This is a genomic window from Tardiphaga sp. 866_E4_N1_4 (genome assembly GCF_052076075.1).
In the GTDB taxonomy this organism is placed as follows: Bacteria; Pseudomonadota; Alphaproteobacteria; order Rhizobiales; family Xanthobacteraceae; genus Tardiphaga; species Tardiphaga robiniae.
In genome coordinates this window covers 6816246-6841398 of sequence record NZ_CP197242.1, presented here as the reverse complement: position 1 = coordinate 6841398, position 25153 = coordinate 6816246, and the positions used below count along the sequence as shown (strand labels likewise).

The 25153-nt window shown below is 63.5% G+C and carries 25 protein-coding genes; 13 read left to right on the top strand and 12 right to left on the bottom strand.

Annotated elements, in window-relative coordinates; genetic code table 11:
- The first annotated feature begins 4 nt into the window (after positions 1 to 4).
- A complete protein-coding gene (locus AB8B20_RS32490) occupies positions 5 to 448 on the top strand; it encodes a SufE family protein (RefSeq protein ID WP_068734257.1) in 444 nt (147 codons plus the stop codon).
- 72 nt (positions 449 to 520) lie between these two features.
- Here AB8B20_RS32490 and thrS read toward each other — a convergent pair whose 3' ends face one another.
- The 4 genes from thrS to AB8B20_RS32470 all read right to left on the bottom strand — a co-directional run bounded on the left by thrS (position 521) and on the right by AB8B20_RS32470 (position 4630).
- A complete protein-coding gene (gene thrS, locus AB8B20_RS32485) occupies positions 521 to 1732 on the bottom strand; it encodes a threonine--tRNA ligase (RefSeq protein WP_439071161.1) in 1212 nt (403 codons plus the stop codon).
- A gap of 323 nt (positions 1733 to 2055) precedes the next feature.
- Positions 2056 to 2652 (bottom strand): DUF6456 domain-containing protein, encoded by a 597-nt coding sequence (locus tag AB8B20_RS32480; protein ID WP_439071160.1) that lies wholly within the window; start codon positions 2650 to 2652, stop codon positions 2056 to 2058.
- Between the two features lie 534 nt (positions 2653 to 3186).
- Positions 3187 to 3600 carry a MucR family transcriptional regulator gene (locus AB8B20_RS32475; protein ID WP_439071159.1) on the bottom strand — a complete coding sequence of 138 codons (414 nt, stop codon included), beginning with the start codon at positions 3598 to 3600 and terminating at the stop codon, positions 3187 to 3189.
- A gap of 166 nt (positions 3601 to 3766) precedes the next feature.
- The gene (locus AB8B20_RS32470) at positions 3767 to 4630 is read right to left on the bottom strand and encodes a hypothetical protein (RefSeq protein ID WP_439071158.1); all 864 of its coding nucleotides are present in this window, start codon (positions 4628 to 4630) and stop codon (positions 3767 to 3769) included.
- A 353-nt stretch (positions 4631 to 4983) separates the two neighbouring features.
- Between AB8B20_RS32470 and AB8B20_RS32465 the strand changes: the two genes are divergently transcribed.
- The gene (locus AB8B20_RS32465) at positions 4984 to 6633 is read left to right on the top strand and encodes a glycosyltransferase family 39 protein (protein ID WP_439071157.1); all 1650 of its coding nucleotides are present in this window, start codon (positions 4984 to 4986) and stop codon (positions 6631 to 6633) included.
- 154 nt (positions 6634 to 6787) lie between these two features.
- Here AB8B20_RS32465 and AB8B20_RS32460 read toward each other — a convergent pair whose 3' ends face one another.
- Entirely contained in the window at positions 6788 to 7501 is a 714-nt protein-coding gene (locus tag AB8B20_RS32460; RefSeq protein WP_439071156.1) for a DNA helicase, read from the bottom strand.
- Between the two features lie 227 nt (positions 7502 to 7728).
- On the opposite strand from AB8B20_RS32460, the gene bla reads away from it, so the two are divergent.
- A complete protein-coding gene (gene bla / locus AB8B20_RS32455) occupies positions 7729 to 8610 on the top strand; it encodes a class A beta-lactamase (RefSeq protein WP_439071155.1) in 882 nt (293 codons plus the stop codon).
- Here bla and AB8B20_RS32450 read toward each other — a convergent pair.
- A complete protein-coding gene (locus tag AB8B20_RS32450) occupies positions 8570 to 9526 on the bottom strand; it encodes a DMT family transporter (protein ID WP_439071154.1) in 957 nt (318 codons plus the stop codon). The two genes, bla and AB8B20_RS32450, sit on opposite strands and share 41 nt — an antisense overlap.
- A 109-nt stretch (positions 9527 to 9635) precedes the next feature.
- On the opposite strand from AB8B20_RS32450, the gene pdxR reads away from it, so the two are divergent.
- The gene (gene pdxR, locus AB8B20_RS32445) at positions 9636 to 11132 is read left to right on the top strand and encodes a MocR-like pyridoxine biosynthesis transcription factor PdxR (protein ID WP_439071153.1); all 1497 of its coding nucleotides are present in this window, start codon (positions 9636 to 9638) and stop codon (positions 11130 to 11132) included.
- A 7-nt stretch (positions 11133 to 11139) separates the two neighbouring features.
- Here pdxR and AB8B20_RS32440 read toward each other — a convergent pair whose 3' ends face one another.
- Both AB8B20_RS32440 and AB8B20_RS32435 read right to left on the bottom strand, forming a co-directional pair.
- Positions 11140 to 11514 (bottom strand): nuclear transport factor 2 family protein, encoded by a 375-nt coding sequence (locus tag AB8B20_RS32440; RefSeq protein WP_439071152.1) that lies wholly within the window; start codon positions 11512 to 11514, stop codon positions 11140 to 11142.
- A gap of 36 nt (positions 11515 to 11550) precedes the next feature.
- On the bottom strand, positions 11551 to 12267 hold the full coding sequence (locus AB8B20_RS32435) for a DJ-1/PfpI family protein (protein WP_439071151.1): 717 nt from the start codon (positions 12265 to 12267) through the stop codon (positions 11551 to 11553).
- 61 nt (positions 12268 to 12328) lie between these two features.
- On the opposite strand from AB8B20_RS32435, the gene AB8B20_RS32430 reads away from it, so the two are divergent.
- Positions 12329 to 13333, top strand: a complete 1005-nt coding sequence (locus tag AB8B20_RS32430; RefSeq protein WP_439073001.1) for a GlxA family transcriptional regulator — start codon at positions 12329 to 12331, stop codon at positions 13331 to 13333.
- 139 nt (positions 13334 to 13472) lie between these two features.
- A complete protein-coding gene (locus AB8B20_RS32425) occupies positions 13473 to 14252 on the top strand; it encodes a class II aldolase/adducin family protein (protein ID WP_439071150.1) in 780 nt (259 codons plus the stop codon).
- A 242-nt stretch (positions 14253 to 14494) separates the two neighbouring features.
- Here the strand turns inward: AB8B20_RS32425 and AB8B20_RS32420 are convergent, their stop codons facing one another.
- From AB8B20_RS32420 to AB8B20_RS32405, 4 genes are all read right to left on the bottom strand, one after another.
- A complete protein-coding gene (locus AB8B20_RS32420; RefSeq protein WP_184515462.1) occupies positions 14495 to 14710 on the bottom strand; it encodes a hypothetical protein in 216 nt (71 codons plus the stop codon).
- Positions 14711 to 14920: 210 nt separating this feature from the next.
- Positions 14921 to 16324, bottom strand: a complete 1404-nt coding sequence (locus tag AB8B20_RS32415; protein WP_439071149.1) for a M20/M25/M40 family metallo-hydrolase — start codon at positions 16322 to 16324, stop codon at positions 14921 to 14923.
- Between the two features lie 12 nt (positions 16325 to 16336).
- Positions 16337 to 17629 (bottom strand): glycosyltransferase family 87 protein, encoded by a 1293-nt coding sequence (locus tag AB8B20_RS32410; RefSeq protein ID WP_439073000.1) that lies wholly within the window; start codon positions 17627 to 17629, stop codon positions 16337 to 16339.
- A 139-nt stretch (positions 17630 to 17768) separates the two neighbouring features.
- Positions 17769 to 19394, bottom strand: a complete 1626-nt coding sequence (locus AB8B20_RS32405; RefSeq protein WP_439071148.1) for a helicase HerA-like domain-containing protein — start codon at positions 19392 to 19394, stop codon at positions 17769 to 17771.
- Between the two features lie 368 nt (positions 19395 to 19762).
- Between AB8B20_RS32405 and AB8B20_RS32400 the strand changes: the two genes are divergently transcribed.
- The 7 genes from AB8B20_RS32400 (at position 19763) to AB8B20_RS32370 (ending at position 25152) form a co-directional block, all read left to right on the top strand.
- Complete coding sequence (locus tag AB8B20_RS32400; protein ID WP_068734292.1) at positions 19763 to 20128, top strand: hypothetical protein; 366 nt, start codon at positions 19763 to 19765, stop codon at positions 20126 to 20128.
- Positions 20129 to 20202: 74 nt separating this feature from the next.
- Positions 20203 to 20610 (top strand): DUF4332 domain-containing protein, encoded by a 408-nt coding sequence (locus AB8B20_RS32395; RefSeq protein WP_068734294.1) that lies wholly within the window; start codon positions 20203 to 20205, stop codon positions 20608 to 20610.
- Between the two features lie 205 nt (positions 20611 to 20815).
- Positions 20816 to 21661: a dihydropteroate synthase gene (folP, locus tag AB8B20_RS32390; RefSeq protein ID WP_439072999.1), complete on the top strand. Its 846-nt coding sequence runs from the start codon at positions 20816 to 20818 to the stop codon at positions 21659 to 21661.
- Positions 21658 to 22023: a dihydroneopterin aldolase gene (gene folB / locus AB8B20_RS32385; protein WP_068734298.1), complete on the top strand. Its 366-nt coding sequence runs from the start codon at positions 21658 to 21660 to the stop codon at positions 22021 to 22023. Before folP ends, folB begins: the two co-directional genes overlap by 4 nt.
- A gap of 3 nt (positions 22024 to 22026) precedes the next feature.
- Complete coding sequence (folK, locus tag AB8B20_RS32380; RefSeq protein ID WP_439071147.1) at positions 22027 to 22518, top strand: 2-amino-4-hydroxy-6-hydroxymethyldihydropteridine diphosphokinase; 492 nt, start codon at positions 22027 to 22029, stop codon at positions 22516 to 22518.
- Between the two features lie 283 nt (positions 22519 to 22801).
- Positions 22802 to 24673 (top strand): methylmalonyl-CoA mutase family protein, encoded by a 1872-nt coding sequence (locus tag AB8B20_RS32375; protein ID WP_439071146.1) that lies wholly within the window; start codon positions 22802 to 22804, stop codon positions 24671 to 24673.
- Between the two features lie 11 nt (positions 24674 to 24684).
- On the top strand, positions 24685 to 25152 hold the full coding sequence (locus AB8B20_RS32370; RefSeq protein ID WP_439071145.1) for a GFA family protein: 468 nt from the start codon (positions 24685 to 24687) through the stop codon (positions 25150 to 25152).
- The last annotated feature ends 1 nt before the right edge of the window (position 25153 follow it).

Below are 25153 nucleotides of genomic sequence, written 5' to 3'. Positions count from 1 at the left end.
CCCGATGACCACGATTGACGATATCCGCGATAATTTCGAGCTACTCGAGGACTGGGACGACCGCTACCGGTACGTCATCGAACTCGGGCGCAGCCTCACGCCGATGCCGGATGAGGAACATTCCTCCGCCAACAAGGTCAACGGCTGCGCGAGCCAGGTCTGGCTGTCGCGCCAGGTCGCCCGCGACCACGGCACGCCGGTGCTCAGCTATCTCGGCGACAGCGACGCGCATATCGTTCGCGGGCTGATCGCGATCCTGCTGACGCTGTATTCGGGCCGCAAGGCCGAGGACATTCTGGCCACCGACGCCATCAAGGTGTTCGACGAGCTCGGCTTCAAGGAACACCTCACACCGCAGCGCTCCAACGGCCTGCGCGCCATGGTCGAGCGCATCCGCCGGGACGCCACCGAGACCCTGGCAGATGCGAACCAGGGCGTGACCCCATAGGCTTGAGCGTCCGCGGGCGCTGCACCAGCGCTCCGCCAGGGATCCGCTGATCGGAGCGCATCTGAGGCCCGTTTACCGGGCTTCAGCCCCAAGCGCGGCCGACCGAGCTCTCGCCTGCAGCCGGGACACCGCCTCGGCCAAAGGAATGTCCGCCTGTGAGCCGTCCCGCTCGCGCAGGCTAACCCGGCCGTCCCTCATCTCGCGCCCGCCTACGATCGCCATCACCGGCACCGCCATGTCATGCGCCGCCACGATGCGCCGTGAGAGGGTATCGGCGCCGTCGTAGGCAAGGGCCCTAATCCCCGCATCCTCGAACGCCGCCACGACGTCAGCGCCGTATCCGGCCTGGTCCTTCGAGATCGGCGCAACCGCGACCTGATCGGGCGACAACCAGAAAGGAAGCACGCCGCCGTGGTGCTCAAGCAGGATCGCGATCATGCGGCCAAGCGATCCGAAGATGGCATGGTGGATCATCAGGGGCCTCGCGCGGCTGCCGTCGGCGGCGATGTAGGACGCGTCGAGCCGCTGCGGGAGAACGCTGTCGAGCTGCACCGTGCCGCACTGCCAGGATCGTCCCAGCCGGTCGCGCAACGCGAATTCCAGCTTCGGTCCGTAGAACGCGCCTTCGCCAGGATTGATTTGAGGCGCGAGGCCGCATTGCCGCGCGGCGTCGCCGAGCTTCGCCTCCGACCAGTCCCACGTCACGTCGTCGCCGGCGCGCACCGTTGGCCGCGTCGACAGCGCCACCTCGTAGTCGGGAAAGCCAAGATCGCGATACACCTCGCCCAGCAAAGCGATGAAGCGCGCGACTTCGTCCTCCACGTCCTGCTCGCGGCAGAACACATGCGCGTCGTCCTGTTCGAAGGCGCGCGTTCGCATGATGCCGTGGAGCGAACCGGATGGCTCATTGCGGTGGCAAGCGCCGAACTCGGCATAGCGGATCGGAAGCTCGCGCCACGGGCGCAGCCCCTTGTTGAAGATCTGCACATGGCAAGGGCACGACATGGGTTTCAGAGCCATCGCCTGTTCGCCGTCATCGACCCGGAACATGTGCTCGCGGAATTTATCCCAGTGGCCGCTGCGGCTCCAGAACTCCTTCGGCAGCAGTTGTGGCGTCCGGACCTCGGCATAGCCGGCTCTGCGCATCTTGCGCCGGAGATAGTCCTCCAGCACCCGGCAGATCGCGTAGCCGCGCGGATGCCAGAACACCATGCCCGGCGCATCGTCCTGCAGGTGCCAGAGTTTGAGTTGTACGCCGAGATTTCTGTGGTCGAGATCGTCCATGGCTGTGTTCCTTACGAGGGGAAAAAGCGCGGACGGGGATCATCAGAAACAGAAAAGGCCCCGTCCGTCGCCGGCGGGGCCTTTTCTGGGTGAAGTACGCTTGTCTCTAGCGCGCGCGACCAGAAGGCGATCCGCCGTGAGCGGTCGCCGTGGTGGTCAATGCAGCGGATCGAAGCCTGTTCATACGCTGTATATGGCGGCAAAACGCGCATGCGTCAACGAAAGCTGCTTGGCGTCGCGGGCCTGTGAGCGCGGCCACCGACCTCCCCGTCGTCAGGCTCGCATCCATCCGCACCCGGCTGCCTACGATCGACTCCGCGTTTCTAGCTCTCGAACGCCGCATCATCCGCGAGCCAGGTTCGCACTTTCGATGGCTGTCCCCTGACCTCACCGGCGAAGCCGTAGTGCCGCGCTAGGCGATCCAGCGCGAGTTGCAACACGACTTTGGCCGAACGCGCCGGCCAGTTGCGTTCGCGCTCGATGTCTTCGAGGCCGCGCAGAAAGCAGCACACATCCATCAGAACCCCTGAAAACTCGGGCCCGCAGGCATCCAGGGCCTGACTGACGCGCTGGCGCGCTGTCATCATGATATCCGTCATCTCGCCGGGACTGCTGCCGGCCACGCGTGGTCGGCCGCCGGTCGGCGCGGCCCAGTCCGCCGTCATGCGCGGCGCCATGTTGCCGCGCGTGAAATCGGCGCGCAACTTTTCGCCGGCGATGAACTGATGCGGGCTGATCATGCTGCGACCATCGCGGCCCTTGCGCCGGGCCAGCCAGCCGAGCGGACTTTCACTGTCATTGACGAGGACGCTGGCGACGCCGTCCTCGGTGAGGATCTGCCGCGTCTCCAGCGACAGATGCTGCGCGCGATGGTGGTCGACGCGGTCGGGATGCTTGGCGGTGCTGCGGGATGTCTTCATGGGGGCGACTCCATTTAGGATAATAAGCTCACATCCCGACCGGCCCGGCAAGCAGAATTTTAGACTTTATTCCTTTCTGGGCTTTTATTCAAAAGAACCAGTGCCTTCGCACGAACACTCAAAGCCGCGGCGTTGAGCAAGCGGGTTTCCGGCGGCGACTGCGATTGATCCGCGGCCGGCGCGAAGAGTTCATCGCAGTCCTCGGCCACGACCTGCGGCCAAAGCCCTCCCCGTCGTACGACAGATCACGTCCAGAATTCGCGGCACGGCATCGATGCGCGGGATGGCCTCAACGTCCGCTTGAAAGTCCCCCGTCATACCCGCCATGTTCACGTATCGCCTGCCTGTCTTGTCACACACCAATTGCGCGTGGCGGGAGATGTATCCCGCATCCTGACGTAGAACTTTCTTCGTCTCCGATTTGTTCTATATTGGTTCCTGCGGATGGAACCTGACTTTATTGCTTAGCTTTACTTGTGCGGATTACTTGAGGGATCACTCGCCCAGATCGCTTGCCCAAGTCACCTGTTCAGGTCACTTGCGCCGACGGCGCTGCTGGCCCAGCCCCATTTTCTTGGCGAGCTGCGAACGCGCCACCGCATAGTTCGGCGCGACCATCGGATAGTCGGCCGGCAGGCCCCACTTCTCGCGATACTGTTCCGGCGTCATCGCGTACTGTGTGCGCAGATGGCGCTTCAACGACTTGAAGCGTTTGCCGTCCTCAAGGCAGATCAGATATTCGGCAGTCATCGATTTCTTGACGGACACCGCCGGTTTGGCCGGCTCCGCCGCGACTTCCGGCCGGCCGTTCGACACCCGTACCAGTGCGGCGTGAACCTGACCGATCAGCGCCGGCAGCTCGGACGCCGGTGTTGGATTGTGACCGACATAGGCCGACACGATCGTCGCCGTGAGATCGATGAAGCTCTTGCCGGCGCTGTCGTTCATGGTCCGTCGTCTTTCAAGGATTGGAGCCGCACTTTACTTGACAATCATGCGGGCATTACAGCCACAAGGGCAATAACAACGTATAGCGCGCCGGTTTCATTTCTGCGTTGCAAGATTAGTCGAGATCAGCTGAAAGTGACCGCCAACGGAAAATGGCTGGGCGGCGTCAGCCCCTGTTGTCCAGATGCTCACGCAACTCGTCGATCGAGGCGAAGCGCATCATGCCTTCGGGCATCTGCGCCTCGATGGAGCCGTCGGAATACAGCGAATAGGCCATGCCGTCGACGACCCCCGATTTCAGCACGGTGACGTCCGGTGCTTGCGACGGCTCTTCAGCCGGCGTCGGCGAAACGTAGCGATCCGGAATCAGCGCGGCATCGGGCAGCTTGTCGCTTGGCGAGGACGAGGTACGGGCGGCGCGGCGGATCGCGTCGGAGCGCGACCGATCCGGCTGCGGCCAGGCATCCTCGAAACTCTTCGGCTGCTCGGCGGGCGCCTCCGGCGTTGGCATGGCCGCCTCGAATGCGGCAGCTGCCTCGGCCCTCTCCCGCTCCCGGCGCGACGACTGGAAAAGCAGATTGCGACGCTTCGGCTCCTCAGGCACCGGTGCCTCGGCGGCAGCGGACGCAAGCCGCTCACGGTCGCGCAGCACTTCGTCCTGCCACGGGGGAACACCTGGCTCCGGAACGGCAGCTCGCGCAGCCGGCTGGTCACGGCTGAACAGCGGGGCCGGCGCGGGCGCGTCATCCGCCTCCTCTGCGTCCTCCCCCGGAACCGGCGGCAGCTTCAGTTCCCGGCGCGGCAGCCGGGGCGACGGAACCGGTTCATCGATTTCGCCCTGCGGCCCAAACTTCTTCAGCTCGCCGACGGCGAGCGCCATGCTCACCATGATCAGGCCGGTGCAGGCGCCGACCGTTCCGGTCAGGATCAGGGTATTGCCGAAGCCGAATTCCTTGACCGGAATGCCGAAGCCGATCGCGGCAAGGCCCGCCAGAATGACCCCGATCCCGGCAATCAGCAGCAATTTCATAGTCTTCGAACTCCTCGACGGACCACTCGCGAGTCTCGTCATGGGTGCCACGATAGCGTCATATTGCGTGCACCGCCAAACGGCATTTTGCGTTCATCCCTTGTACATCGGCCTGGTGGTAGGTTTTGGGGAGAGTTTTCTTCCACCGGAGACAACAGGTTTGGGACAGCCGACGCCGATCTATCCCTAAACGGTAAAGCTTTTACCTTGTCCTGTTTGTTGCGACGCATTAAGAAACTTCAGCCACAATTCTCAATTACTTCAAAAGAGAAGTGCGCTATATGGATGCCGGGGAAACGAGGCTCAAAGAGCGCTAAAGCCGAGCCATTGGGGACACCGGGTTATCCATCGCCATGTCATCGATTACGACTGCGGCCATCGACACGCCAGTAAGGCGCTCGGTGGAACGGACGTGTGACGACCTCGCCATCCTGGCGCTTGTCGTTATCATTATCGTCGCAAGCTTCACGTTCCGGGACTACGGTCTCGGATGGGACGACTATACTCACGCTGAATATGCAGATCTTCTATTGAAGATGTACGGGTCGGGCTTCACCGACACCGGCGCTTTGTCGTTTGCAAATCTCTACATGTATGGCGGCGGCTTCGATATGGCCGCCGCGCTGCTGCACAAGATCATCCCGCTGGAGCTGTTCGAGACGCGACGCCTGCTCGGCGCGATCGTCGGCGTCATCGGCCTCGGCGTCACCTGGCGTCTCGGCCGCCGGGTCGCCGGCCCCGTGGGCGGCCTCGCCACGCTGCTGCTGCTGGCGCTGTGCCCGACCTTCTACGGCCATATGTTCATGAACCCGAAGGATGCGCCTTTCGCCGTGGCGATGGTCATCCTGATGCTCGGGCTGGTGCGCCTTGCGCAGGAATATCCGAATCCGTCGCCGCGCACGGTCCTGATCCTCGGCCTCGGCGCCGGCTGCGCGATCGGCTGTCGCATTCTCGCCGGCCTCACGCTGATCTACGCAGTGATCGGTTTCATGCCGCTGTGGATAGAGGATGTGCGCGCCAACGGCATCCGCGAGAGCGTGCATCGCTTGCTGCATGTCCTTTACGTGCTGCTGCCGGGCCTCGCTTTCGGCTATCTGATCATGGGCCTGATCTGGCCGTGGTCGATTCTCGAGCCCGCCAATCCGCTGCGCGCTCTGGGCTACTTCTCTCACTTCTTCGAGAAACCGTGGAAGGAGATGTTCGACGGCGCGATGATCTCGGTGCCGGACATGCCGTGGTCCTATCTGCCGACGCTGTTCGCCTTGCAGCTTCCGGAAGTGCTGCTCAGCCTCACCTTCGGCGGCATCGCGCTAACCATCATGTCGTTGTCGCGCGACACCGTGCCGGCGCGTCGCAAGACCATCCTGTTGATGCTGACCTTTGCCGCCACATTGCCGCTGGTGATCGCCATGGTGAAGCGCCCGGCGCTGTATAACGGCATCCGGCATTTCATCTTCGTGCTCCCGCCGATGGCGGTGCTCGGCGGCGCGGCTTTCGCGGCGCTGATGGATTGGCTGCGCGTCAATCATCGCGGCGCGCAAGCGGCTGCCGTCGCCGTGTTCTCCTTCGGCCTGATGCTGCCGACGGCCGAGATGATCCGGCTGCATCCGTATCAGTACACCCACTTCAACTACATCGCCGGCACCGTTCGCCAGGCAGATGCGCTGTACATGCTGGACTATTGGGGCCTTGCGCTGAAGCAGGCCTCCGATGCCCTGCGCGAGCAGATCGTCGAGCGCCAGGAAAGCCCGCCGGTCGGCCGCAAGTGGAAGGTCGCCGTGTGCGGCCCGCAGCGTCCGGCACAGGTCGCGCTCGGTCCCGACTTCACCATCGGCTGGGACAGCCAGTCGGCCGACTTTGCGATGACGCTTGGCGAGTTCTACTGCAAGGGCCTCACCGCCCCCGTGATTGCCGAGATCAAGCGCGACGACGTCGTCTTCGCCAAAGTCTACGACATCCGCGGCAGCAGCATTTCGAGCCTGCTCGCGATCCCCGCGCCGTAAAATTCTGCGTTAGTACTAAGTTCCAAGTTTTCGTCATGCCCGGCCTTGTGCCGGGCATCCACGTCTTGGCGACCATGAAAGGCGTGGATGGCCGGGACAAGCCCGGCCATGACGACTCTTGTTGTTCATGGCCCGTGTCGGCCCGCGTCGTTGACTAACGCGCCGCCTGAAACCTGATGTTGCCGTTGTTCAGAAAACACGTCTTGCTGAACAGGCCGAGATCGACAGGATTCGGCAACCGGACATCGTCCAGATCGGGACACGGCTTCACGGCCGGATCGTACGACCGGTGAATCTGCGAGATGAAGACGAAGATCAGCCCCCGCTCCCTGGCGAATGACTGCAGCGCGCGCACCTGCACCATCAAGGCCGGGTTCTCGCGTTTCTGATCGAGCAGTTGCAGATAGTCGATCACCACAAGCGTGCCGCGCGGCGCGTCCGCCAGTTTCCGGGCGATATAGTCGGCGCAGATCTCGTCGGAATTGTCGAATTCGAACAGAGTATCGAAACGCGCGCACTCCACGCCGATGGCACTGAAACGGTCCAGCACGTCCTTTTCAGCGTATTCCAGCGAGAAAAACACGCTGCGATGGCCGGATCGCATCGCCTCTACGGCGAGCTTCAGGCTCATCAGCGTCTTGCCGTGGCCCGGGCGCGCACCGACCAGCACGAGATCGCCGGGAGACAGTTGTTCGAACAGTTTCACTGCAGGCGTCACCGAGGACATCCGCGCCACGAGCAGGCTCCAGGCAGCAAAGCCTTCTCGCACGGCGATCCGATCAAGTGCCTCGTGCAGCGGAATGTTATCGGCGCGGGAGAGAAGCCTGGCCTTGCGCTTCAATTGATAAACAGGCGCAGAAAGACGCATTGTGAGAACCTCCTGGTGCGAGCGTTGTCACAACCCCTCCTTATGCTTGATGCTCGAACAGTTGGTTCGGTGATCAGAGAGCCCGGTATGATCGATACTTTCCCGCTGGAGGGGGGAGGCGTGGGCCGCGCCAGAATCACAGTGTAGCGCAATCCCCTTCCCCGCGAAATTGCCGATCCGCAATCGCCCGCCATCAATTCTCCCTCTTCGCCCGCGAATGACACGCCATGATGATCAATCGACGAACATTGCTGGCGTCTGCGCCGGCGCTCATGGCCTGGCCGGCCTTTGCCAAAGAAGCTGCAAAGGAAGCGGCAAAGGACGCACCGGCGGCGTTGCAAGCCTATGAACACGACGCCGGCGGGCGGATCGGCGTCTATGCCGAGAACCTGAAGACGGGCGCAAAGATCGCGTGGCGCGCCAATGAGCGCTTCGTGATGTGCAGCACGTTCAAGGCCTCGCTCGCCGCCTGCGTTCTCGCCCGCATCGACCGCGGCGAAGACAAGCCCGATCAGATGATCGCCTATGCCGCTGCAGACCTTCTGCAATACGCACCGGTCGCGCGCGACAATCTTGCCAAGGGCGCGCTGTCGGTGGCCGACATGTGCAAGGCCATCGTCGAGCTCAGCGACAACACTTGCGCCAATATGCTGCTGGCGCGCGTCGGCGGTCCGGCCGCCCTCACCGCCTTCTGGAACAGGACAGGCGACGGCGTCTCGCGCCTCGATCACAACGAACCGCTATTGAACCGCTCACGACCCGGCAATCCGCAGGACACAACCACACCCGCCGCGATGGCCGGCAACGTCAAACGCTTCGTCACCGGCAATGTGCTGACGCCCACGTCGCGCGATCAGCTCACCGACTGGATGGTGAACTGCAAGACCGGCGAAAAGCGCCTGCGCGCCGGGCTGCCGAAGACATGGAAGATCGGCGACAAGACCGGCAACAACGGCAAGGACGCCGCCGGCGACATCGCCGTGACCTGGCCGAAGCCGGACCAGCCCGTCGTCATCGCCGCCTATACGCAGGGCGGCACGCCGACCGCTCCGCAATTGGAGACGGTGTTCACGGCGATTGGCGAGATGGTCGGGCGGCAACTGGGATAGGCTGCGTTGTCGGCACAACATCTGGCTTCCGGCGCGATATCGTTCCGATGACAATCCCGCCAAGGATCATGGCCATGGCGGCGATCAGCGACAGCTCGATCGCCTCGCCCAGCACCAGTGCGGAGATCGCGACGCCCATCACCGGCGTTGCCAGCAGGCCGAGCGACGTGATGGTCGCCGGCAGGCTGCGGTTGATGATCACCATCGCCCAATGCGCCAGCGCCGTGCCGAAGATCCCGCCGAACAGCAGAGCGCCGACAAGTTCGCGCGTCCATGCGATATCGGGGACACCTTCGCGGATCAGCGCCAGCACTGTCAGCAGCACACTCGCGAGCAGCGCCTGCCAGAACACCAGTTGAAACGGCTCGGAGATCCAGCGGTGGCCGCGGACATAGACGATGTTCGCCGCCCAGCACAAAGCCGCGAGCAACAGCAGCCCACTGCCGATCAGCGCATTGCCGTTGCTCCAGTCGAATGCCGACGGGTTGAACATGACCGCGATGCCGGCAAGCCCCAGCACAATGCCTGCCAGACGTTCTCGCGGAACAGGCTCACGCAGCAGCAGCCAAGCGGCCGGCGCGACCCAGAGCGGCGTGGTGTAGCCGAGCACGATGGAGCGCCCGACCGGGACGAATTGCAGGCCGAAGGCAACCAGCACCGAGAATAGGCCCATATGCAGCACCGCGACACTGACGATCACAGGCATGTCGCCGCGCCGCGGCACGATGAATTGTCGGCGTGCCAGCGTAATCGCCGCAAGAGCGAGCGTGGCCACCACGGCGCGGATCGCCACAGACCACAGCGGCGAAATGTGCTGCACCAGAAATTTCGTCAGCGTCCAGTTCAGCCCCCACATGGTCACGACGACGGCAAACAAAAGCAGCGCCGTGCGGCGCGACAGGGGGTGTTCGGACATGGCTTCATCTCACGGCTTCGGTGCATGACGCACTCGACAGACCGAGGACACTAGGTTTTACTGGCCCCAATCAAAGATCCATTCCAGTAAAAATGACTGAGCCAGTTTGATGGGCGACATTCTCGCGGGGCTGATCGATATCGCGCGCGGATCCGCGAGCGGCGAGACGCTGACGCGGCAGCTCTATGATCAGCTCCGCGCGGCAATCCTGAGCGGCGCACTGCCGCCGGGCCATCGTCTGCCGTCGAGCCGCGACTGCGCGCTGCAGCTCGGCCTCGCACGCAACACCGTCTCCGTGGTCATCGATCAGCTGGCCATGGAAGGCTATCTCGATGTCGCGCAGGGACGACGCCCGACGGTGGCTGCCGCCGAGCGCAAGGCGTTGCTGACCGGGCGCAACATTGCAGCCAAGAAAGCGAAGCCGCTCGGCCTGTCGCGCTGGGCCGAGCGCGTGCAGAAATCGGATTGGCCGTTCATCAACAAAGGGCGGCCACTGCTGTTGGCCCCGGCGCTGGCAGATGCGCGGCTATTTCCCCACGACATCTGGGCGCGCTGCCTGCGCCGCGCGGCGCGACGCGGATCGACCGGCGATCCCGCCATCAATCGCGCCTCGTTGCGCAACGCCCTGCTCCGCCATCTCATCGCCTATCGCGGCGTGCGGGCCGAGGCACGACAGATCATCCTGATGCCATCGGCGCAGTCTGCGCTTGAACTCATCGCGCGCGTGTTACTCGATGCCGGCGATCTCGCCTGGGTCGAAAGCCCCGGCTATGGCGGCGCATATGCGGCGCTCAATGCGGCCGGCGCGACCATGCGCGGCATTTCGCTGGATGGCAGCGGCCTCTCCATCAGAGGCCGGCGCGATCGCCCGCGGCTGATCTTCGTGACCCCGTCGCATCAGCATCCCACCGGACGGCTGATGCCTGTGAGCCGGCGGCAGCAATTGCTTGCATTTGCTAATGACGTCGGAGCTGCCATCGTCGAGGACGACTATGACAGCGAATTCCACTATGACGGCCGCCCCGTCGCCGCCCTGCAGGGCCTCGATGACAGCGGCCGCGTGTTCTATGTGGGCACGTTCTCGAAACCGATGTTCGCGGATGTGCGCAGCGGCTACGCCATCGTGCCGCCGGATCTTGCCGACCTGTTCGAAAAGGCGCAGCGCCACGGCAGCCATATTGTGCCGGCGCCGGTGCAGGATGCGCTGGCCGAATTCATCGACGACGGTCACTTCGCGGCGCATATCCGCAAGATGGCGCGTGTCTATCGCAGCAGGCGCGATCACCTGCTGCAGGCACTGCAAGTTCATGCCGGCGATCACCTGACGATCGAACCGCCGGCCGGCGGCATGCAGTTGCTCGCCCATCTCGATCTCGATCGCGACGACCGCGCCATTTCTGCACGACTTGCCGAGCTCGGCGTGACCGGCCGCCCGCTATCGATGTATTCCACCGGACCTGTGGCCGGCCAGGGATTGTTCATGGGCTTTTCCGCCTGGAACGAACAGGAGATCGACAAGGCCGCCGCCATCGTCGGACAGGTGCTGCGCGCCACAGCGCCGCCACGCGGCCGCTCCGGCAAGGCACCGAAGCGGCCGAAGGGCTGACGCGTTCCTATGCTGCCGCGAGCTTCCTCTCGACGGCCAGCGCCGCCGGCAGCGGTCGCCACAGCACCGTCATTTCCCGGATCAGGCCGGCGTCGTTCAGACGCCAGTAGTCGACGCCATCCAGCTGTTCCGTTCCGACGGTGATACCGAAAAAGGCGGACACGTGTTCAGGCCCCTGCAGCACTTCGCGGAAATCGAAACTGTCGACGACACCCAGCAGCGCTGTCACCACCGGACGGATTGCCGCCTTGCCCTTGAATGGCTCGGCGGCAAGCGGCGTCTTCAGAACGATGTCGTCGGCCATGTGGCTGAGCATGGCGTCGAGGTCTTTACGCTGCATCGCTTTGGTGAATTCATGGATATGCGTTAGGTTCATGGTCATGATCCTTTCGATCATATTAGAAGCGGCTTGCGCAACTCACTCCGCCGCTGTCGGCACGATGATGCCAAGCTTCGTCGCGATGCGTTGTGCGGTGACCTCGCGTTGCGCGGTGATCTTCGCCACCGACTGACGGGTCTGCGCCAGCACCGTCGCCGGTGCGGTTTCGGGCGTGCCGCTGTTGAACGGCGGCTGTGGCGCATATTCCATGAACAGCTGAATTCCCTGCGCCACCTCGTCGCCGCGCAGTTCTGCAGCCAGACGCAGCGCGCCATCGATGCCCGACGTCACGCCGGCGGCGAATATCCAGTCGCCGTCGATCACCACGCGCTCGTTGACCGGCGTTGCGCCAAAATAGCGCAGCAGATGAAACGACGCCCAATGCGTGGTCGCGCGGCGGCCCATCAGCAATCCCGCAGCGCCGCAGATCAGCGCGCCGGTGCAGACCGAGAAGACGCGCGCATGTTCGGCCTGTGCGCGGATCCAGTCGAGCACGACCGTATCGTCCATCAGCGCCTCCTGACCGAAGCCGCCGGGCACATGCAGCACGTCGAGCTGGGGCGCGTCGCCAATGGCGGCATCCGGCGTAATACGAAGCCCCCTGTAGTCGCGCACGGGATCGGTGGTCTTGCCATAGATTCGATAGGTCGAATTCGGGATCCGCGACAGCACTTCGAACGGGCCGGTGAGATCGATCTGGTCAAGCCCCTCAAACAACAGCGAGCCGATCTGGAGATGTTGGTCTGGCGGGATCATGGAATGCTCCAAGCATTTGTGAATGGACAAGCCGAACCTAGCCCGGCACAGTCTGGCGAACATGCCAAAGATCCCTCGTTCTCCGCCAAACTCTGTTGCGACGGTTCCGCGCGTTATCGACGTGCTGGCGTTCCCGTCGGTGCAACTGCTCGACGTGTCCGGCCCGCTGCAGGTCTTCGCCACGGTCAATGAGATCATGCAGCGCAAGGGACAACCTTCGCCCTATAGGCTGCGCGTGATCGCGCGCGGCGGCCATAGTGTGACCGCCTCTGCCGGACTTGGCCTCGCCGTGAGCGATCTGCCGCGCCAGACCGAACCGATCGACACGCTGTTGATTGCCGGCGGTCCCGGCGTCCATGCCGCCGCTTCCGATCCCGCTATGGTCGCCTGGGTGCGCAAGCGCGCGGCCAAGGCGCGGCGCACCGCCTCGGTCTGCACCGGCGCCTTCCTGCTCGCCTCAACCGGCCTACTGGACGGCCGCCGTGCCGCCACCCACTGGTCCTGGTGTTCCGAACTCGCGCAGCGCTTTCCCGACGTGCATGTGGAGTCCGACCCGATCTTCGTCCGCGACGGCGCGTTCTGGACATCGGCCGGCGTGACCGCGGGAATCGATCTCGCGCTGGCGCTGGTGGAGGAAGACCTCGGACGCAGCGTCGCGCTGATGGTGGCGCGTCATCTCGTGGTGTTTCTCAAGCGCCCCGGCGGCCAATCGCAATTCAGCGCGGCATTATCGCTACAGACCGCGGACGACAAATTCGGCGCGCTGCATGACTGGATCGGCAAGCATCTCGCCGACGACATTTCGCTACCCATGCTGGCCGAACAGGCCGGCATGAGCGAACGCAGCTTCAGCCGGCACTATGCGGACGCCACCGGCATCACGCCCGCCCGCGCCGTCGAGCAATTGCGCGTCGAAGCTGCGCGGCGGCTGCTCTCGGAAACAAAACTGCCGGTGAAACGCATTTCGCAACGCTGCGGCTTCGGTTCCGAAGAAACCATGCGACGCAGCTTCCTGCGATTGCTTTCTGCTACGCCGCAGGATTATCGCGCGCGTTTCAGTTCCTGAATGTCGCGATCGGGCCTTCTGCCACCCTGGTAAGCATGTCTGCCGCGCAAACCGTCCGGCTTGCTGCCGCAACAGGGCGGGATTAGGCTGGCATCAGCCAAACGCCAAAACACTGCCAGTCAATCCGGGAGCACTCACCATGTCACCAGCCGAAGCCCGCCTTAAGGAAGTGCCCTCGCATATGAGTGAGGGCGAATGGGCCCAGCGCGTCAATCTCGCCGCTGCCTATCGCCTCGTTGCGCTCTACGGCTGGGACGATCTCATCGACACCCACATCTCCGCCCGCGTGCCCGGCCCCGACCATCACTTCCTGATCAATCCCTATGGCCTGATCTTCGAAGAGATCACGGCATCGTCGCTGGTCAAGGTCGATCTCGACGGCAACCAGCTCTCCGAAAGCGAATACAGCATCAACCCGGCCGGCTTCACCATCCATTCGGCAATCCACGAAGTCCGCGAAGACGCCGGCTGCGTGATGCATCTGCACACGCCGGACGGCACCGCAGTGGCCTCCTGCATGGAGGGCCTGCAGCCCCTGAACCAGACTGCTCAGCTCGTGATCCCCGAACTCGCCTATCACGACTATGAAGGCGTCGCGCTCGATCACGACGAACGCCCCCGCCTGCAGAAGGATCTCGGCACCAAGAACGCCATGCTGCTGCGCAATCACGGCACGCTGACCGTCGGCCGCTCGGTCGCCTCGGCCTTCGAGCGCATGTATTACCTGGAACGCGCCTGCACCATGCAGGTCCGCACCCGGATGCTCGGCCCGACCGCCTATCCGGTCGACCAGATCGTCATCGACAAGAACGCCGCGCTGGTGGGCAACCCTGACAAGGCCGAATTGCGCTCGACCAAGCTGGTCTGGCCGCCGATGCTACGCAGGCTCGACCGCCGCGATCCGTCTTACAAGACCTGAGATTTGGTGCTATAGAGAGGTTACAGACCTCTACACAGTGATTAAAAACGCCGTCCAATTCCGGACGGCTTTTTTTTACGCGTCAGCCACACTCGTCATTCCGGGGCGGGACCGTCGCCGAAGGAGACGGGACCTAACCCGGAATCTCCCAATGATGAACACATCGGGATTCCCCGCCACTCCGATTGGAGTGGCTGAGGTTCGCCCGCAAGAGCGGGCGCCCCGGAATGACGAGCCTGGGATCACGGCCGCATGAACGCAAAGTCCGTGTCGGGATCGCAATTGTCCGCGACGAAACGCAGCTCCGATTGAACGTCAGCCGTGGTCCTTGTCTCCAGATATTTCGAGACCACGAGATTCACGAGGGAGCGACAGACGCTGTCCTGATCGACCCCGGCGGTCTGTGCTGCCGCCATCGCGGCAGAGAAATGAGTATTGGCGATTTCGGCTGCGGACATTGCATCCTCCCTTTTTTGTCTTTCGATCAGGAAAGCCTGACGCAAGCCTTGATGTGGGTCAACGCGAAGGCAGTCGTCATCCCAACACTCCGTCATGGCCGGGCTAAAGCGCGAAGCGCGGCTTCACTAGATGTCCCGGCCATCCACGCCTCAGCTCGCGGCTAAGACGTGGATGCCCGGCACATGCCGGGCATGACGGCTATTGCCAGCTTACTTCTTCACATCCGCCAGCGCCGCAATGATCCGCGCCCACGACCGGATGCCCTTGTGGAAGCTCTTGAGGTCGTACTTCTCGTTCGGCGAATGGATATTGTCGTCATCGAGGCCGAAGCCGATCAGGAGCGAGTCCAGACCGAGCGTGCGCTTGAAATCCGCGACGATGGGAATCGACGCACCTGAGCCGATCAGCAGCGCCTGCTTGCCCCATTCGTCGGTCAGCGCATCGCGCGCCGCCGCCAGCGGCTTCATATTCCAGTCGAGCGCGATCGCCGGCGCATTGGAATGATCAAGAAACTCCGCGGTGCAATCGCCGGGCAATTGCGACTTCACGAACGCGCGGAACGCGTCGCGGATCTTGCCGGGGTCCTGACCCTCGACGATGCGGAACGAAACTTTCGCCGACGCATGCGAGGCGATCACGGTCTTGGAGCCCTCGCCCGTGTACCCACCGACGATGCCATTGATGTCGCAGGTCGGGCGCGACGTGATCTGTTCGATCAGTTCGCGGCCCTTTTCGCCAGCGGGGATCGACAGGCCGATCGGCTTGAGGAAGGTCTCCGCGGTGAGACCGAGGCCCTTCCACTGCGCCAGAATATCGGCAGGCAAATCCTTTACGCCATCATAGAAGCCGGGAATGGTGATGCGGCCATTGTCGTCATGCAGCTTGCCGAGAATATTGGTCAGCACACGGATCGGATTGCGCGCACCGCCGCCATAGATGCCGGAATGCAGATCGCGGTTGGCCGCGGTGATCTTCACCTCTTCATAGACGAGCCCGCGCAGCGACGTGGTGATCGCCGGGGTCGACGGGTCCCACATGCCGGTGTCGCACACCACCGCGAAATCGGCGGCAAGATCTTTCTTGTTGGCTTCGAGGAACGGCACGAAATTCTTCGAGCCAACCTCCTCCTCGCCTTCGATGCAGATGGTGAGATCGATCGGCAGCGAGCCTGTGACATTCACCCAGGCCCGGCAGGCTTCCACGAAGGTCGAGAGCTGGCCCTTGTCGTCCTGCGCACCGCGCGCAACGATGATGTCGCGGCCATCGGCATGTTTGGTGACGACCGGCTCAAACGGCGGACGGTGCCACAGGTTCAGCGGATCGACCGGCTGAACGTCGTAATGACCATAGAACAGAACATGCGGCCGCTTGCCGGTGTTGCCCTTGGCGGTCGCGACGATGGCGGGATGGCCCGCGGTCAGCCGTACCTCGGCGTTGAAGCCCAGGCTCTCGATCTCGCCGGCCAGATGCTTTGCCGCCGCCTTGCAGTCCTCGGCGTAAGCTGGATCGGCGGAAATCGACTGGATCCGCAACAGCGCGAACAACCGCTCCAGAGCCTTGTCGAAATCGGCATCGACGCGATCGAGAACGGATGCAAGCTGCGTATTGGACATGGGCGAATTTCCTTAAGCGTGATGGTCCGGAACTTCGGTGGAATCTAGCAGCACCGGCGGGTGGTGCATATGCCAGATCAACCCGCCTGCGAGGATGGCCGTCGCCAGCAGATTATTGCCCCAGGCCTGCAGCATCGCCGGGAATACCGGGATCGACAGCGCCATCAGCACGCCAATAATGCCAAGCAGCCACCATGTCCCGGTCCGCACATTCGGGCGGGGATCATCGGCGGCGCGATGCATCAGCACCGTGAGCGGCAGGAACAGCCACATGAAGTAATATTGCCGCGCCAGCGGCGATGCCACCGTCATCAGGCAGAACAGCACGCCGAGTTCTTCGGCACGTGAGCGCGGCGTGAGTTTCGATCGCGGCAAAAGCGACCAGATGAAGCCGAGACCAATCAGACCGGAGACTGCGAGCACGATCAGGTTCGCGGTTTTGTAGCTGACATCGATCACGTTCATCGTGGCCGATCCACGCTTGCGATCGTCCTGGAAATAATCGATCGGCCGCACCAGGCGATGCGTCATCGCGATGATCGACTGGTTCACCCATGACCAGTTTTGCTCGTCGCGCTGGCCGAAGCCTTTCTCGGAGCTGGAGCCGACCATTTCGGTGTACCAGGTCTTCACCTCGGCAGCATTGCGCGCGAAGCCGCGGAACGGCGCCGGCACCACGTAGAGCAACAGCAGCGTGCAGATGATCATGCTGGCCGAGGCCGCCCAGTGCCGCCGCCACAACAGATAAGGCAGCACCGCCACCGGGAACACCTTGATGGCCGTCGCGAGCGCGAACATGCTGCCGCCCACCCACGGCCGATCCTTCTGCATCCACCAGAAGCCGAGCAGCATCATCGCCAGCAGCACCAGATTGGGCTGGCCGAGATCGTACATGTCGAACACGAAGGTGATGGTCGCAAAGCCCGGCAGCGCCGCGAGCCACGCCGCCGGAATCTTCTTCGAGCCGGTCATGGCATTGGAGAGCTGGCTGGTGATCGCCCAGGCCGCCGAATTCAGGATCGAGAGCAAGAGATAAAGCGGGACCTTGCCGAACCAGCTCGGGAGCGCCAGCAAAACTGCCGACAGCGGCGGATAGATGAAGTCCAGCGCACCATTGGTCTTCGCCTCATAGAGCGGCGCACCATGCAGCACCTGCCGCCCGGCCCAGAACCACAGCGCGTAGTCCTTGGTCTTGCCGTTGCCGAAGATTTCCGGAACGAGCACATCCGCCGTCAGCAGGACGCAGGTGATCAGGAACAGCACGTCCAGCGGCTGCCGCAAGGACGGCCACCGCAAAACCGGCATTTCGCCGTCACTTTTCGTCACTTCGCAGTCCCGCTTCAAAGACCCGCCGACACGGCGCGGTTCAGACCGCGGTGGGTAGCAGATGGCGCCGGGCCTGCAAAGCCGCGGGCCGGCGCATAACGGATCGTCCGGACGAAGCTTACCGCTTCAAAATCCCGCCCAGCGTCCCGCGCACGATCTCGCGGCCGATCGAACTGCCCAGCGAGCCGCCGATCTGCTTGCCGACATTGGCGACGATGCCACCGACGACCTTGTTAGTCACGCTGCGGGTGACGCTGCGCGCAATCACCTGGCCGGTGGAGAGCCTGTTGCGGCCGGTATTGGTGCCGAAGATGGTGCCGACGATCGCACCGAGCTGGCCCAAAAATCCACCACCGCCGCCACCGCCCGCCGCGTCGCCAGCCTCGGCGGGCGTCGCCGCCGTGCCGGCGATGCGCTTCTGCAGCGTCTCGTAGGCGGATTCGGAATCGATCGCAGTATCGTATTTGCCCTTCACCGGGCTCGCCGCGAGGATCGCCTTGCGCTCCTCAGGCGTGATCGGCCCGATCCGTGCGGTCGGCGGACGCACCATGATGCGTTCGACCATCGCAGGCGTGCCGTTGCCTTCCAGGAACGAGACCAGTGCTTCGCCCTTGCCGAGTTCGGTGATGACCGTGGCCGTGTCGAGTTTCGGATTGGCACGGAAGGTCTGTGCTGCCGCCTGCACCGCCTTCTGGTCCCGCGGCGTGAAGGCGCGCAAGGCGTGCTGAACGCGGTTACCGAGCTGGGCGAGTACCCGATCGGGCACATCGATCGGGTTCTGGGTGACGAAATAGACGCCGACGCCCTTGGAGCGGATCAGGCGCACCACCTGTTCGATCTTGTCGAGCAGCGCCTTCGGCGCATCGTTGAACAAGAGATGCGCTTCGTCGAAGAAGAACACCAGTTTAGGCTTCGGCAGGTCGCCGACTTCGGGCAATTCCTCGAACAGTTCCGAGAGCAGCCACAGCAGGAAGGTTGCGTAGAGCCGCGGGCTCGACATCAGCTTGTCGGCGACGAGGATATTGACCATGCCGCGGCCGTCGCGGTCGGTCTTGAGAAAATCTTTCAGCTCCAGCGCCGGCTCGCCGAAGAATTTATCGGCGCCCTGGTTCTCCAGCACGAGCAATTGACGCTGGATGGTGCCGATTGTCGCCTTGGTGACGTTTCCGAAGCTCAAGGCCGACTTGCGGACATCGGCAAGCGGATCGACCTCATCTTTCTTGGCGGTCATCGGCACGATGGCGTCGAGCAGCGCGCGCAGATCCTTCATGTCAAGCAGCGTCAGGCCGTTCTCGTCGGCGACGCGGAAGGCGACGTTGAGCACGCCTTCCTGCACATCGTTGAGATCGAGCAGCCGCGCCAGCAACAGTGGCCCCATCTCCGAAATGGTCGCGCGCACCGGATGGCCCTGCTCGCCGAACACGTCCCAGAACACGGTCGAGAACTGATCGGGCTGGAACGTCAGCGCCATCTCCTTGGCGCGCTGCAAAATGAAGTCCTTGCCCTCGCCGACTTCGGCGATACCCGACAGGTCGCCCTTGATGTCCGCAGCGAAGACAGGCACGCCGGCACGTGCAAAGCCCTCCGCCATCACCTGCAGCGATACGGTTTTACCCGTTCCCGTCGCGCCCGTGACGAGACCGTGGCGATTGCCGAGGGCCAGCGTCAGCCATGCCGGTTGGTCGCCCTTGCCGATGAAGATCTTGCCGTCGGTATCGCCTGACTTCAGTTCGGTGGTCGCCATCGGATCGCCTCTGTCGCGCGCATCAAGAAAAAGATTTCAAAAAAATTTGCGGCTCACCATGATCTTACCGCATCTTGGCGAGCGATTGAAACGCAAAGCGTTCCTGCCACACCTGAAACTCGTCCGTCGTTCCCACGGACGAAACACAAGCCGTATCTTTTTGCTCTTTCCAAAGTACGGCGCCGTCGCATCTGCGAACAATTGACCAAAATTTCACGTTTGCTCTTGCATTGGTGCAACACTCGAAGCGCGATCACACTGAATCGCACGTCGGGCGAGTTGGCGCGCTTGTAATTCGAATCACAGCGGCTCAAGATCACTTTTCAACATAAGGGCATCGGCACTCAACCGATGTGAGGCGGGGCATCATGGACGAATTGATCAAAGCGCTGACCGCCAAGGTCGGCATCGACGAAGCTGTGGCTGAAAAGGCTGTCGGCATTATCTTGGGGTTCCTGCGCAAGGAAGCACCGGCCGCGCCGGTCAATGCGCTCATCGAAAAAATTCCGGGTGCGGATGCAGCCATCGCATCGTCAGAGGGCGGTGGTGGATTGAGCAGCCTGATGGGCGGCGGCATCATGGCCCTGGGCAGCAAGCTGATGGGTCTTGGCCTCGGCATGGGTGAGATCCAGAGCGTCGCGCGCGAACTGTTCAAGTTCGGCCGCGAGAAGATCGGCGCGGATGCCATGGACGAGATCGTTGCCGGCACACCTGGCCTGAGCCAGTTCTCCTGACCGTCTGTTACGTCAGCAGCCGCGCGTAAGCGTCCAGCATCTTCATACGTCCGATCTTCATACGTCTGAGTACCATGACATATCCCATCTCCAAGATTGACGGTTTGACGGCCTTCGCCGCGACCAAACTGAAAAAGGCAGGCATCCGCACCATGGAAGGGCTGCTGGACGCCGCTCATTCCGCGAAGTGCCGCAAGGAACTCGCTGCCAAGACCGGGTTCAGCGAACAGCAACTGCTCGAATGGGCGAACCTCGCCGACTACCTGCGCATCCCCGGCATGGGCAAGGCCAAGGCCGAACTGCTCCGCGCCTCCGGCGTCAACACGGTACGCGAATTGACCCACCGCAATCCCGCCCGCCTCGCTCAGGCGATGCGCGACGCCAATGACAAGCGCAAGCTGGTCCGGGTGATGCCCTCGGAGAAGTCGGTCGGCGACCTGATCGAGAAGGCCCGCCAGCTGCCGCTGAAGATTTCGTATTGAGGCTGGACCCGGTCTCTCAGCTGTCGTCCCCGCGCAGGCAGGGACCCATAGCCACCGAAGATTTGATAAAAGCGCTGTGGCCACGTCTCTGTTCGAACTTTGACGTCCGTGGTTATGGATCCCCGCTCTCGCGGGGATGACAGCCGAGATGGCCGGCAACCGCCTCGATCTTGACTCCCTCCCCCCGACCGCGCAAAGCGACCTCATGATCGCGCGTCCGACCACGTCTGCTCCGACGGTCCACCCGGTGCTGGCCGCGCTGCTGGCATCGCCGGTGCCTGCCGTGATGGGCATCCTGAACGTCACCCCGGACTCCTTCTCCGATGGCGGCCAGTTCGATGCCCCCGAGCGCGCGCTGGCGCAGGCTAGGCGGATGATTGCCGAGGGCGCGGGGATCATCGACATCGGCGCCGAGTCCACACGGCCCTATGGGTCCCGGCCGGTCACTGCCGATGAAGAATGGGCGCGGCTCGTGCCGGTGCTGGCCGACGTCATCGCGCTCGGCACGCCGGTATCGATCGACAGCATGAAGGCGTCCGTCGTCGCGAAAGCGCTCGCCGCCGGCGTCGCCATCGCCAATGACATCTGGGGCCTGCAGCGCGATCCCGACATGGCCCGCGTCATCGCGGAGTACAACGCGCCTGTCGTCGTCATGCATAACCGTGACACCGTCGATGGCAGCATCGATATCGTCGCCGACATGAAAAGCTTCTTCGCGCGCTCGCTGGAGATCGCCGCCGGGGCCGGCATCCCAGCGGACCACATCGTGCTCGACCCCGGTATCGGCTTCGGCAAGACATCTGAGCAGAGCATGATTGCGCTGGCGCGGTTCGACGCGCTGACCAGTTTCGGCCTGCCTGTACTGATCGCCGCCTCGCGCAAGAAATTCATATCGACCGTCGTGCCGTCGGAACCGCAGCAGCGCATCGGCGGATCGCTCGCCGCGCATCTGCTCGCGGTGCGGCACGGCGCCAAAATCGTCCGCGCCCATGACGTCGCGGAAACCGTTCAGGCCCTGCGCGTCACCGCAGCCATCGAGGACTTAAGATGACCGACATGATCTTCATCAAGGGCGTATCCGTGCATGCGCATCACGGCGTGCTCGATTACGAAGGCGTCGTTGGGCAGCGCTTCGTCATCGATCTCGAACTCGACGCCGATATCGACCTTGCCTCGCGCAGCGACCGCCTGGCCGATACCGTGTCCTATGCCAATGTCGTCGCCACCGCGATCGCTGCTTTCAAGGACACCAATTACAAGCTGCTGGAACGCGCCGCCGGTGCGGTAGCCGATGCGGTGCTCGCGGATTTTCCGCGTATCAGCTCCGTCAAGGTCACCGTGCACAAGCCGCACGCGCCGATCGCCGCAATCTTCGACGATGTCGGCGTGGTGCTGCGCAGATCGCGGGCGTAACCGATGGCCAGCGTCCTCATCGCGCTCGGCGGCAATGTCGGCGATGTCCGCATGACCTTCCGCAAGGCGATCGGCAATATCTGCGGCATGACGCAGGCCGCGTTGATCGAACGCTCGGCAGACTACAGCACGCCGCCGGTGGGCGATGTGCCGCAGGACCACTTCGTCAATGCGGCAATCGAGATCGAGACCGAACTCGATCCGCACGCGTTGTTGTTCACGCTGCACAGGATCGAACACAAGTTCGGCCGCAACCGCGTTGCCGAGGGGCACTGGGGTCCGCGTCCGCTCGATCTCGACATGATCGCCTATGACGACGTGGTCATCGCCAAGCCGGAACTGCACCTCCCCCACCCGCGCGCCACCGAACGCGCCTTCGTCCTGGTGCCGCTGGCCGAGATCGCCCCGGACCGGATGATATCAGGCAAGACCGTTGCCGAGCATCTGAAGGCCCTCTCAACCGACGGCATCGAGAAGCTGCCCGACCTCGATTGAGCGCCAACACGCCGGAACTATCCTCACAAGATCACTCGCAGATCCCACGGCGCGACCAGCTCGGACCAGATTGGTTTAGCTCTGTGCCCCGCCCCTCACCCGTCGCGGACTTCGTCCGCGCCACCCTCTCCCCGCGCATTGCGGGGAGAGGGAAACGGCCGCGCTCCCCGGCTCCACGCGCCAATTCCGCGCATCCCCATGTCCGAACAGGCATTGGCAACCCCTTCTCGGCATGGCATTTTCCGGCTCAACCACGAAGCAATACCGGGAGTGAAGTTCCTCAATGTCGACTGCGACTGACGACCTGCGGCTGGCCGCCGATTTTGCGCCTGCGAGTTACGATGACTGGCGCAAGCTCGTCGATGGCGTGCTGAAAGGCGCGCCGTTCGAAAAGCTGATCAGCAAGACCTATGACGGCGTCAAGATCCAGCCGATCTATCCGCGCGCCCGGGATGCGGCGCCGATTGCCAGCCGGCCGGCCGCGGCGCCATGGCAGATCATGCAGCGGATCGACCACCCGGATGCCGGCAAGTCGAACAAGCAGGCGCTGCACGATCTGGAGAACGGCGCCACTGGTCTCACGCTGGTGTTCGAAGGTGCCAATGGCGCGCGCGGTTTCGGTCTCGTCGCCTCGCCCGACACCATCGAGACGCTGTTCGACGGCATCTATCTCGACGCCGGCATCGGCATCGAACTCCATGCCGGCCCGCAGTCGCGCATGGCCGTGACGCATCTGGCCGATTACATCAAGGCGAAAGGCATCGATCCCGCCACATGCGATATCCGCTTTGGCCTCGATCCCATCGGCGCCACCGCGGTGTGGGGCACCAGCGCCTATAACTGGTGGGAGATGGCGCCCGCCGTCACCGACACCATCAAGAAGCTCGCCGCGCAAGGCTTCAAGGGCCCGTTCGCGGTTGCCGACGGCCGCATCATTCACGATGCCGGCGGCTCCGAAGTTCAGGAACTATCTTACGTCCTCGCGGTGATGGTGTCCTATCTGCGCGCGATGGAAGACCATAATATTCCGCTCGAGACGGCCCGCGGCATGGTCTATGCGCGTCTCGCGGCCGATGCCGATCAGTTTCTCACCATGGCAAAATTCCGCGCGCTGCGCCTGCTCTGGGCGCGCATCGAGGAAAGCTGCGGCCTCGCGCCGAAGCCGCTGTTCATCGCTGCCGATACGGCATGGCGTATGCTCACGCAGCGCGATCCCTATGTGAACATGTTACGCGCGACCATGGCGACCTTCGCGGCCGGTCTCGGCGGCGCCAACTCCATCTGCGTGCTGCCGCACACGCTGGCGCTTGGCCTGCCCGATGGCTTTGCGCGCCGCGCTGCGCGCAACACCCAACTGGTGCTGCTGGAAGAGTCCAATCTCGCCAAGGTCACCGATCCCGCCGCCGGTGCCGGCGGCATCGAGACGCTGACGCGCGAACTGTGCGACGCCGCATGGGCGCAGTTTCAGGACATCGAAAAAGCCGGCGGCGCCTTCCCGGCGCTTGGCAACAATGTGATCCAGCCGAAGGTCGCCGCCACCCGTGCCGCACGTCAGGCCAGCGTGGCCAAGCGCCGCGAAGTGCTCACCGGCGCCAGCGAATTCCCGAACCTGCATGAGGCCCGCGCCACCGTGCTGAAGGTGAAGCCGATCCCCGGCAAGCCCTATGGCAAGGACAAGATCAAGTTCAACCCGCTGGAACCGATCCGGCTGGCCTCGCCCTTCGAGGCGCTGCGCGACAAGTCGGATCACCTGCTGGCACGCAAGGGTGCCCGTCCGAAGGTCTTCCTGGCCAATCTGGGCACGCCCGCCGATTTCACGGCCCGCGCGACCTTCGCGAAGAGCTTCTTCGAGACCGGCGGCATCGAAGCCCTCGACAGCGACGGTTTCTCCGATCCGGCGGCACTCGCAAAGGCCTGGAAGGCCTCCGGCGCCGCGCTGGTATGTATCTGCTCGTCCGACAAGCTCTATGCCGGCCAGGCCGCTCCCGCAGCAAAGGCGCTTAAGGCCGCCGGCGCGAAGCATATCTATCTGGCAGGCCGCCCTGGCGACCTCGAGGCGCCCTTGCGCGACGCAGGCGTTAGGGATTTTATCATTGCCGGCGGCGATGCGCTGGCGATGCTGGTGCAGGCCCATGATCTACTAAATTCGGCCTGATGGAGTAAGCCATGACGGCAACGGCGAGCAAACCTGCGCTGACCGGCGGCTGCCAATGCGGCGCGATCCGCTTTGCGCTGTCGGCTGCGCCGACCCGGGTCAGCATCTGCCATTGCCGGATGTGCCAGAAGGCCACCGGCGCGCCCTTTGCCTCGCTCGCCGATATCCCGAACGAGAACTTTGCATGGACCCGCGGCAAGCCGGCGGCGTTCAAGTCATCGTCGATTGCGGAGCGCGACTTCTGCGCCAAATGCGGCACGCCGCTGAGCTACCGCGCCATCGGCGGCCCCAAGATCGAGATCATGACCGGCGCCTTCGACAGGCCGGACCGCGTGGTGCCGACGCAGCAATTCGGCACCGAGTCACGCCTGGGCTGGGTCGGCAACTTGTCGAACCTGCCGAGCAAGACGACGATGCAGAATTTCGGACCGGAGAAATGCGCGGAAGTGTTCAGCTATCAGCATCCGGATCATGATTGAG

Bases quoted from the DNA above. Each gene is read 5' to 3' on its own strand.
- AB8B20_RS32490 (WP_068734257.1), top strand. From the start codon at position 5: ATGACCACGATTGACGATATCCGCGATAATTTCGAGCTACTCGAGGAC.
- thrS (WP_439071161.1), bottom strand. From the start codon at position 1,732: ATGGACGATCTCGACCACAGAAATCTCGGCGTACAACTCAAACTCTGG.
- AB8B20_RS32480 (WP_439071160.1), bottom strand. From the start codon at position 2,652: ATGAAGACATCCCGCAGCACCGCCAAGCATCCCGACCGCGTCGACCAC.
- AB8B20_RS32475 (WP_439071159.1), bottom strand. From the start codon at position 3,600: ATGAACGACAGCGCCGGCAAGAGCTTCATCGATCTCACGGCGACGATC.
- AB8B20_RS32470 (WP_439071158.1), bottom strand. From the start codon at position 4,630: ATGAAATTGCTGCTGATTGCCGGGATCGGGGTCATTCTGGCGGGCCTT.
- AB8B20_RS32465 (WP_439071157.1), top strand. From the start codon at position 4,984: ATGTCATCGATTACGACTGCGGCCATCGACACGCCAGTAAGGCGCTCG.
- AB8B20_RS32460 (WP_439071156.1), bottom strand. From the start codon at position 7,501: ATGCGTCTTTCTGCGCCTGTTTATCAATTGAAGCGCAAGGCCAGGCTT.
- bla (WP_439071155.1), top strand. From the start codon at position 7,729: ATGATGATCAATCGACGAACATTGCTGGCGTCTGCGCCGGCGCTCATG.
- AB8B20_RS32450 (WP_439071154.1), bottom strand. From the start codon at position 9,526: ATGTCCGAACACCCCCTGTCGCGCCGCACGGCGCTGCTTTTGTTTGCC.
- pdxR (WP_439071153.1), top strand. From the start codon at position 9,636: ATGGGCGACATTCTCGCGGGGCTGATCGATATCGCGCGCGGATCCGCG.
- AB8B20_RS32440 (WP_439071152.1), bottom strand. From the start codon at position 11,514: ATGACCATGAACCTAACGCATATCCATGAATTCACCAAAGCGATGCAG.
- AB8B20_RS32435 (WP_439071151.1), bottom strand. From the start codon at position 12,267: ATGATCCCGCCAGACCAACATCTCCAGATCGGCTCGCTGTTGTTTGAG.
- AB8B20_RS32430 (WP_439073001.1), top strand. From the start codon at position 12,329: ATGCCAAAGATCCCTCGTTCTCCGCCAAACTCTGTTGCGACGGTTCCG.
- AB8B20_RS32425 (WP_439071150.1), top strand. From the start codon at position 13,473: ATGTCACCAGCCGAAGCCCGCCTTAAGGAAGTGCCCTCGCATATGAGT.
- AB8B20_RS32420 (WP_184515462.1), bottom strand. From the start codon at position 14,710: ATGTCCGCAGCCGAAATCGCCAATACTCATTTCTCTGCCGCGATGGCG.
- AB8B20_RS32415 (WP_439071149.1), bottom strand. From the start codon at position 16,324: ATGTCCAATACGCAGCTTGCATCCGTTCTCGATCGCGTCGATGCCGAT.
- AB8B20_RS32410 (WP_439073000.1), bottom strand. From the start codon at position 17,629: ATGCCGGTTTTGCGGTGGCCGTCCTTGCGGCAGCCGCTGGACGTGCTG.
- AB8B20_RS32405 (WP_439071148.1), bottom strand. From the start codon at position 19,394: ATGGCGACCACCGAACTGAAGTCAGGCGATACCGACGGCAAGATCTTC.
- AB8B20_RS32400 (WP_068734292.1), top strand. From the start codon at position 19,763: ATGGACGAATTGATCAAAGCGCTGACCGCCAAGGTCGGCATCGACGAA.
- AB8B20_RS32395 (WP_068734294.1), top strand. From the start codon at position 20,203: ATGACATATCCCATCTCCAAGATTGACGGTTTGACGGCCTTCGCCGCG.
- folP (WP_439072999.1), top strand. From the start codon at position 20,816: ATGATCGCGCGTCCGACCACGTCTGCTCCGACGGTCCACCCGGTGCTG.
- folB (WP_068734298.1), top strand. From the start codon at position 21,658: ATGACCGACATGATCTTCATCAAGGGCGTATCCGTGCATGCGCATCAC.
- folK (WP_439071147.1), top strand. From the start codon at position 22,027: ATGGCCAGCGTCCTCATCGCGCTCGGCGGCAATGTCGGCGATGTCCGC.
- AB8B20_RS32375 (WP_439071146.1), top strand. From the start codon at position 22,802: ATGTCGACTGCGACTGACGACCTGCGGCTGGCCGCCGATTTTGCGCCT.
- AB8B20_RS32370 (WP_439071145.1), top strand. From the start codon at position 24,685: ATGACGGCAACGGCGAGCAAACCTGCGCTGACCGGCGGCTGCCAATGC.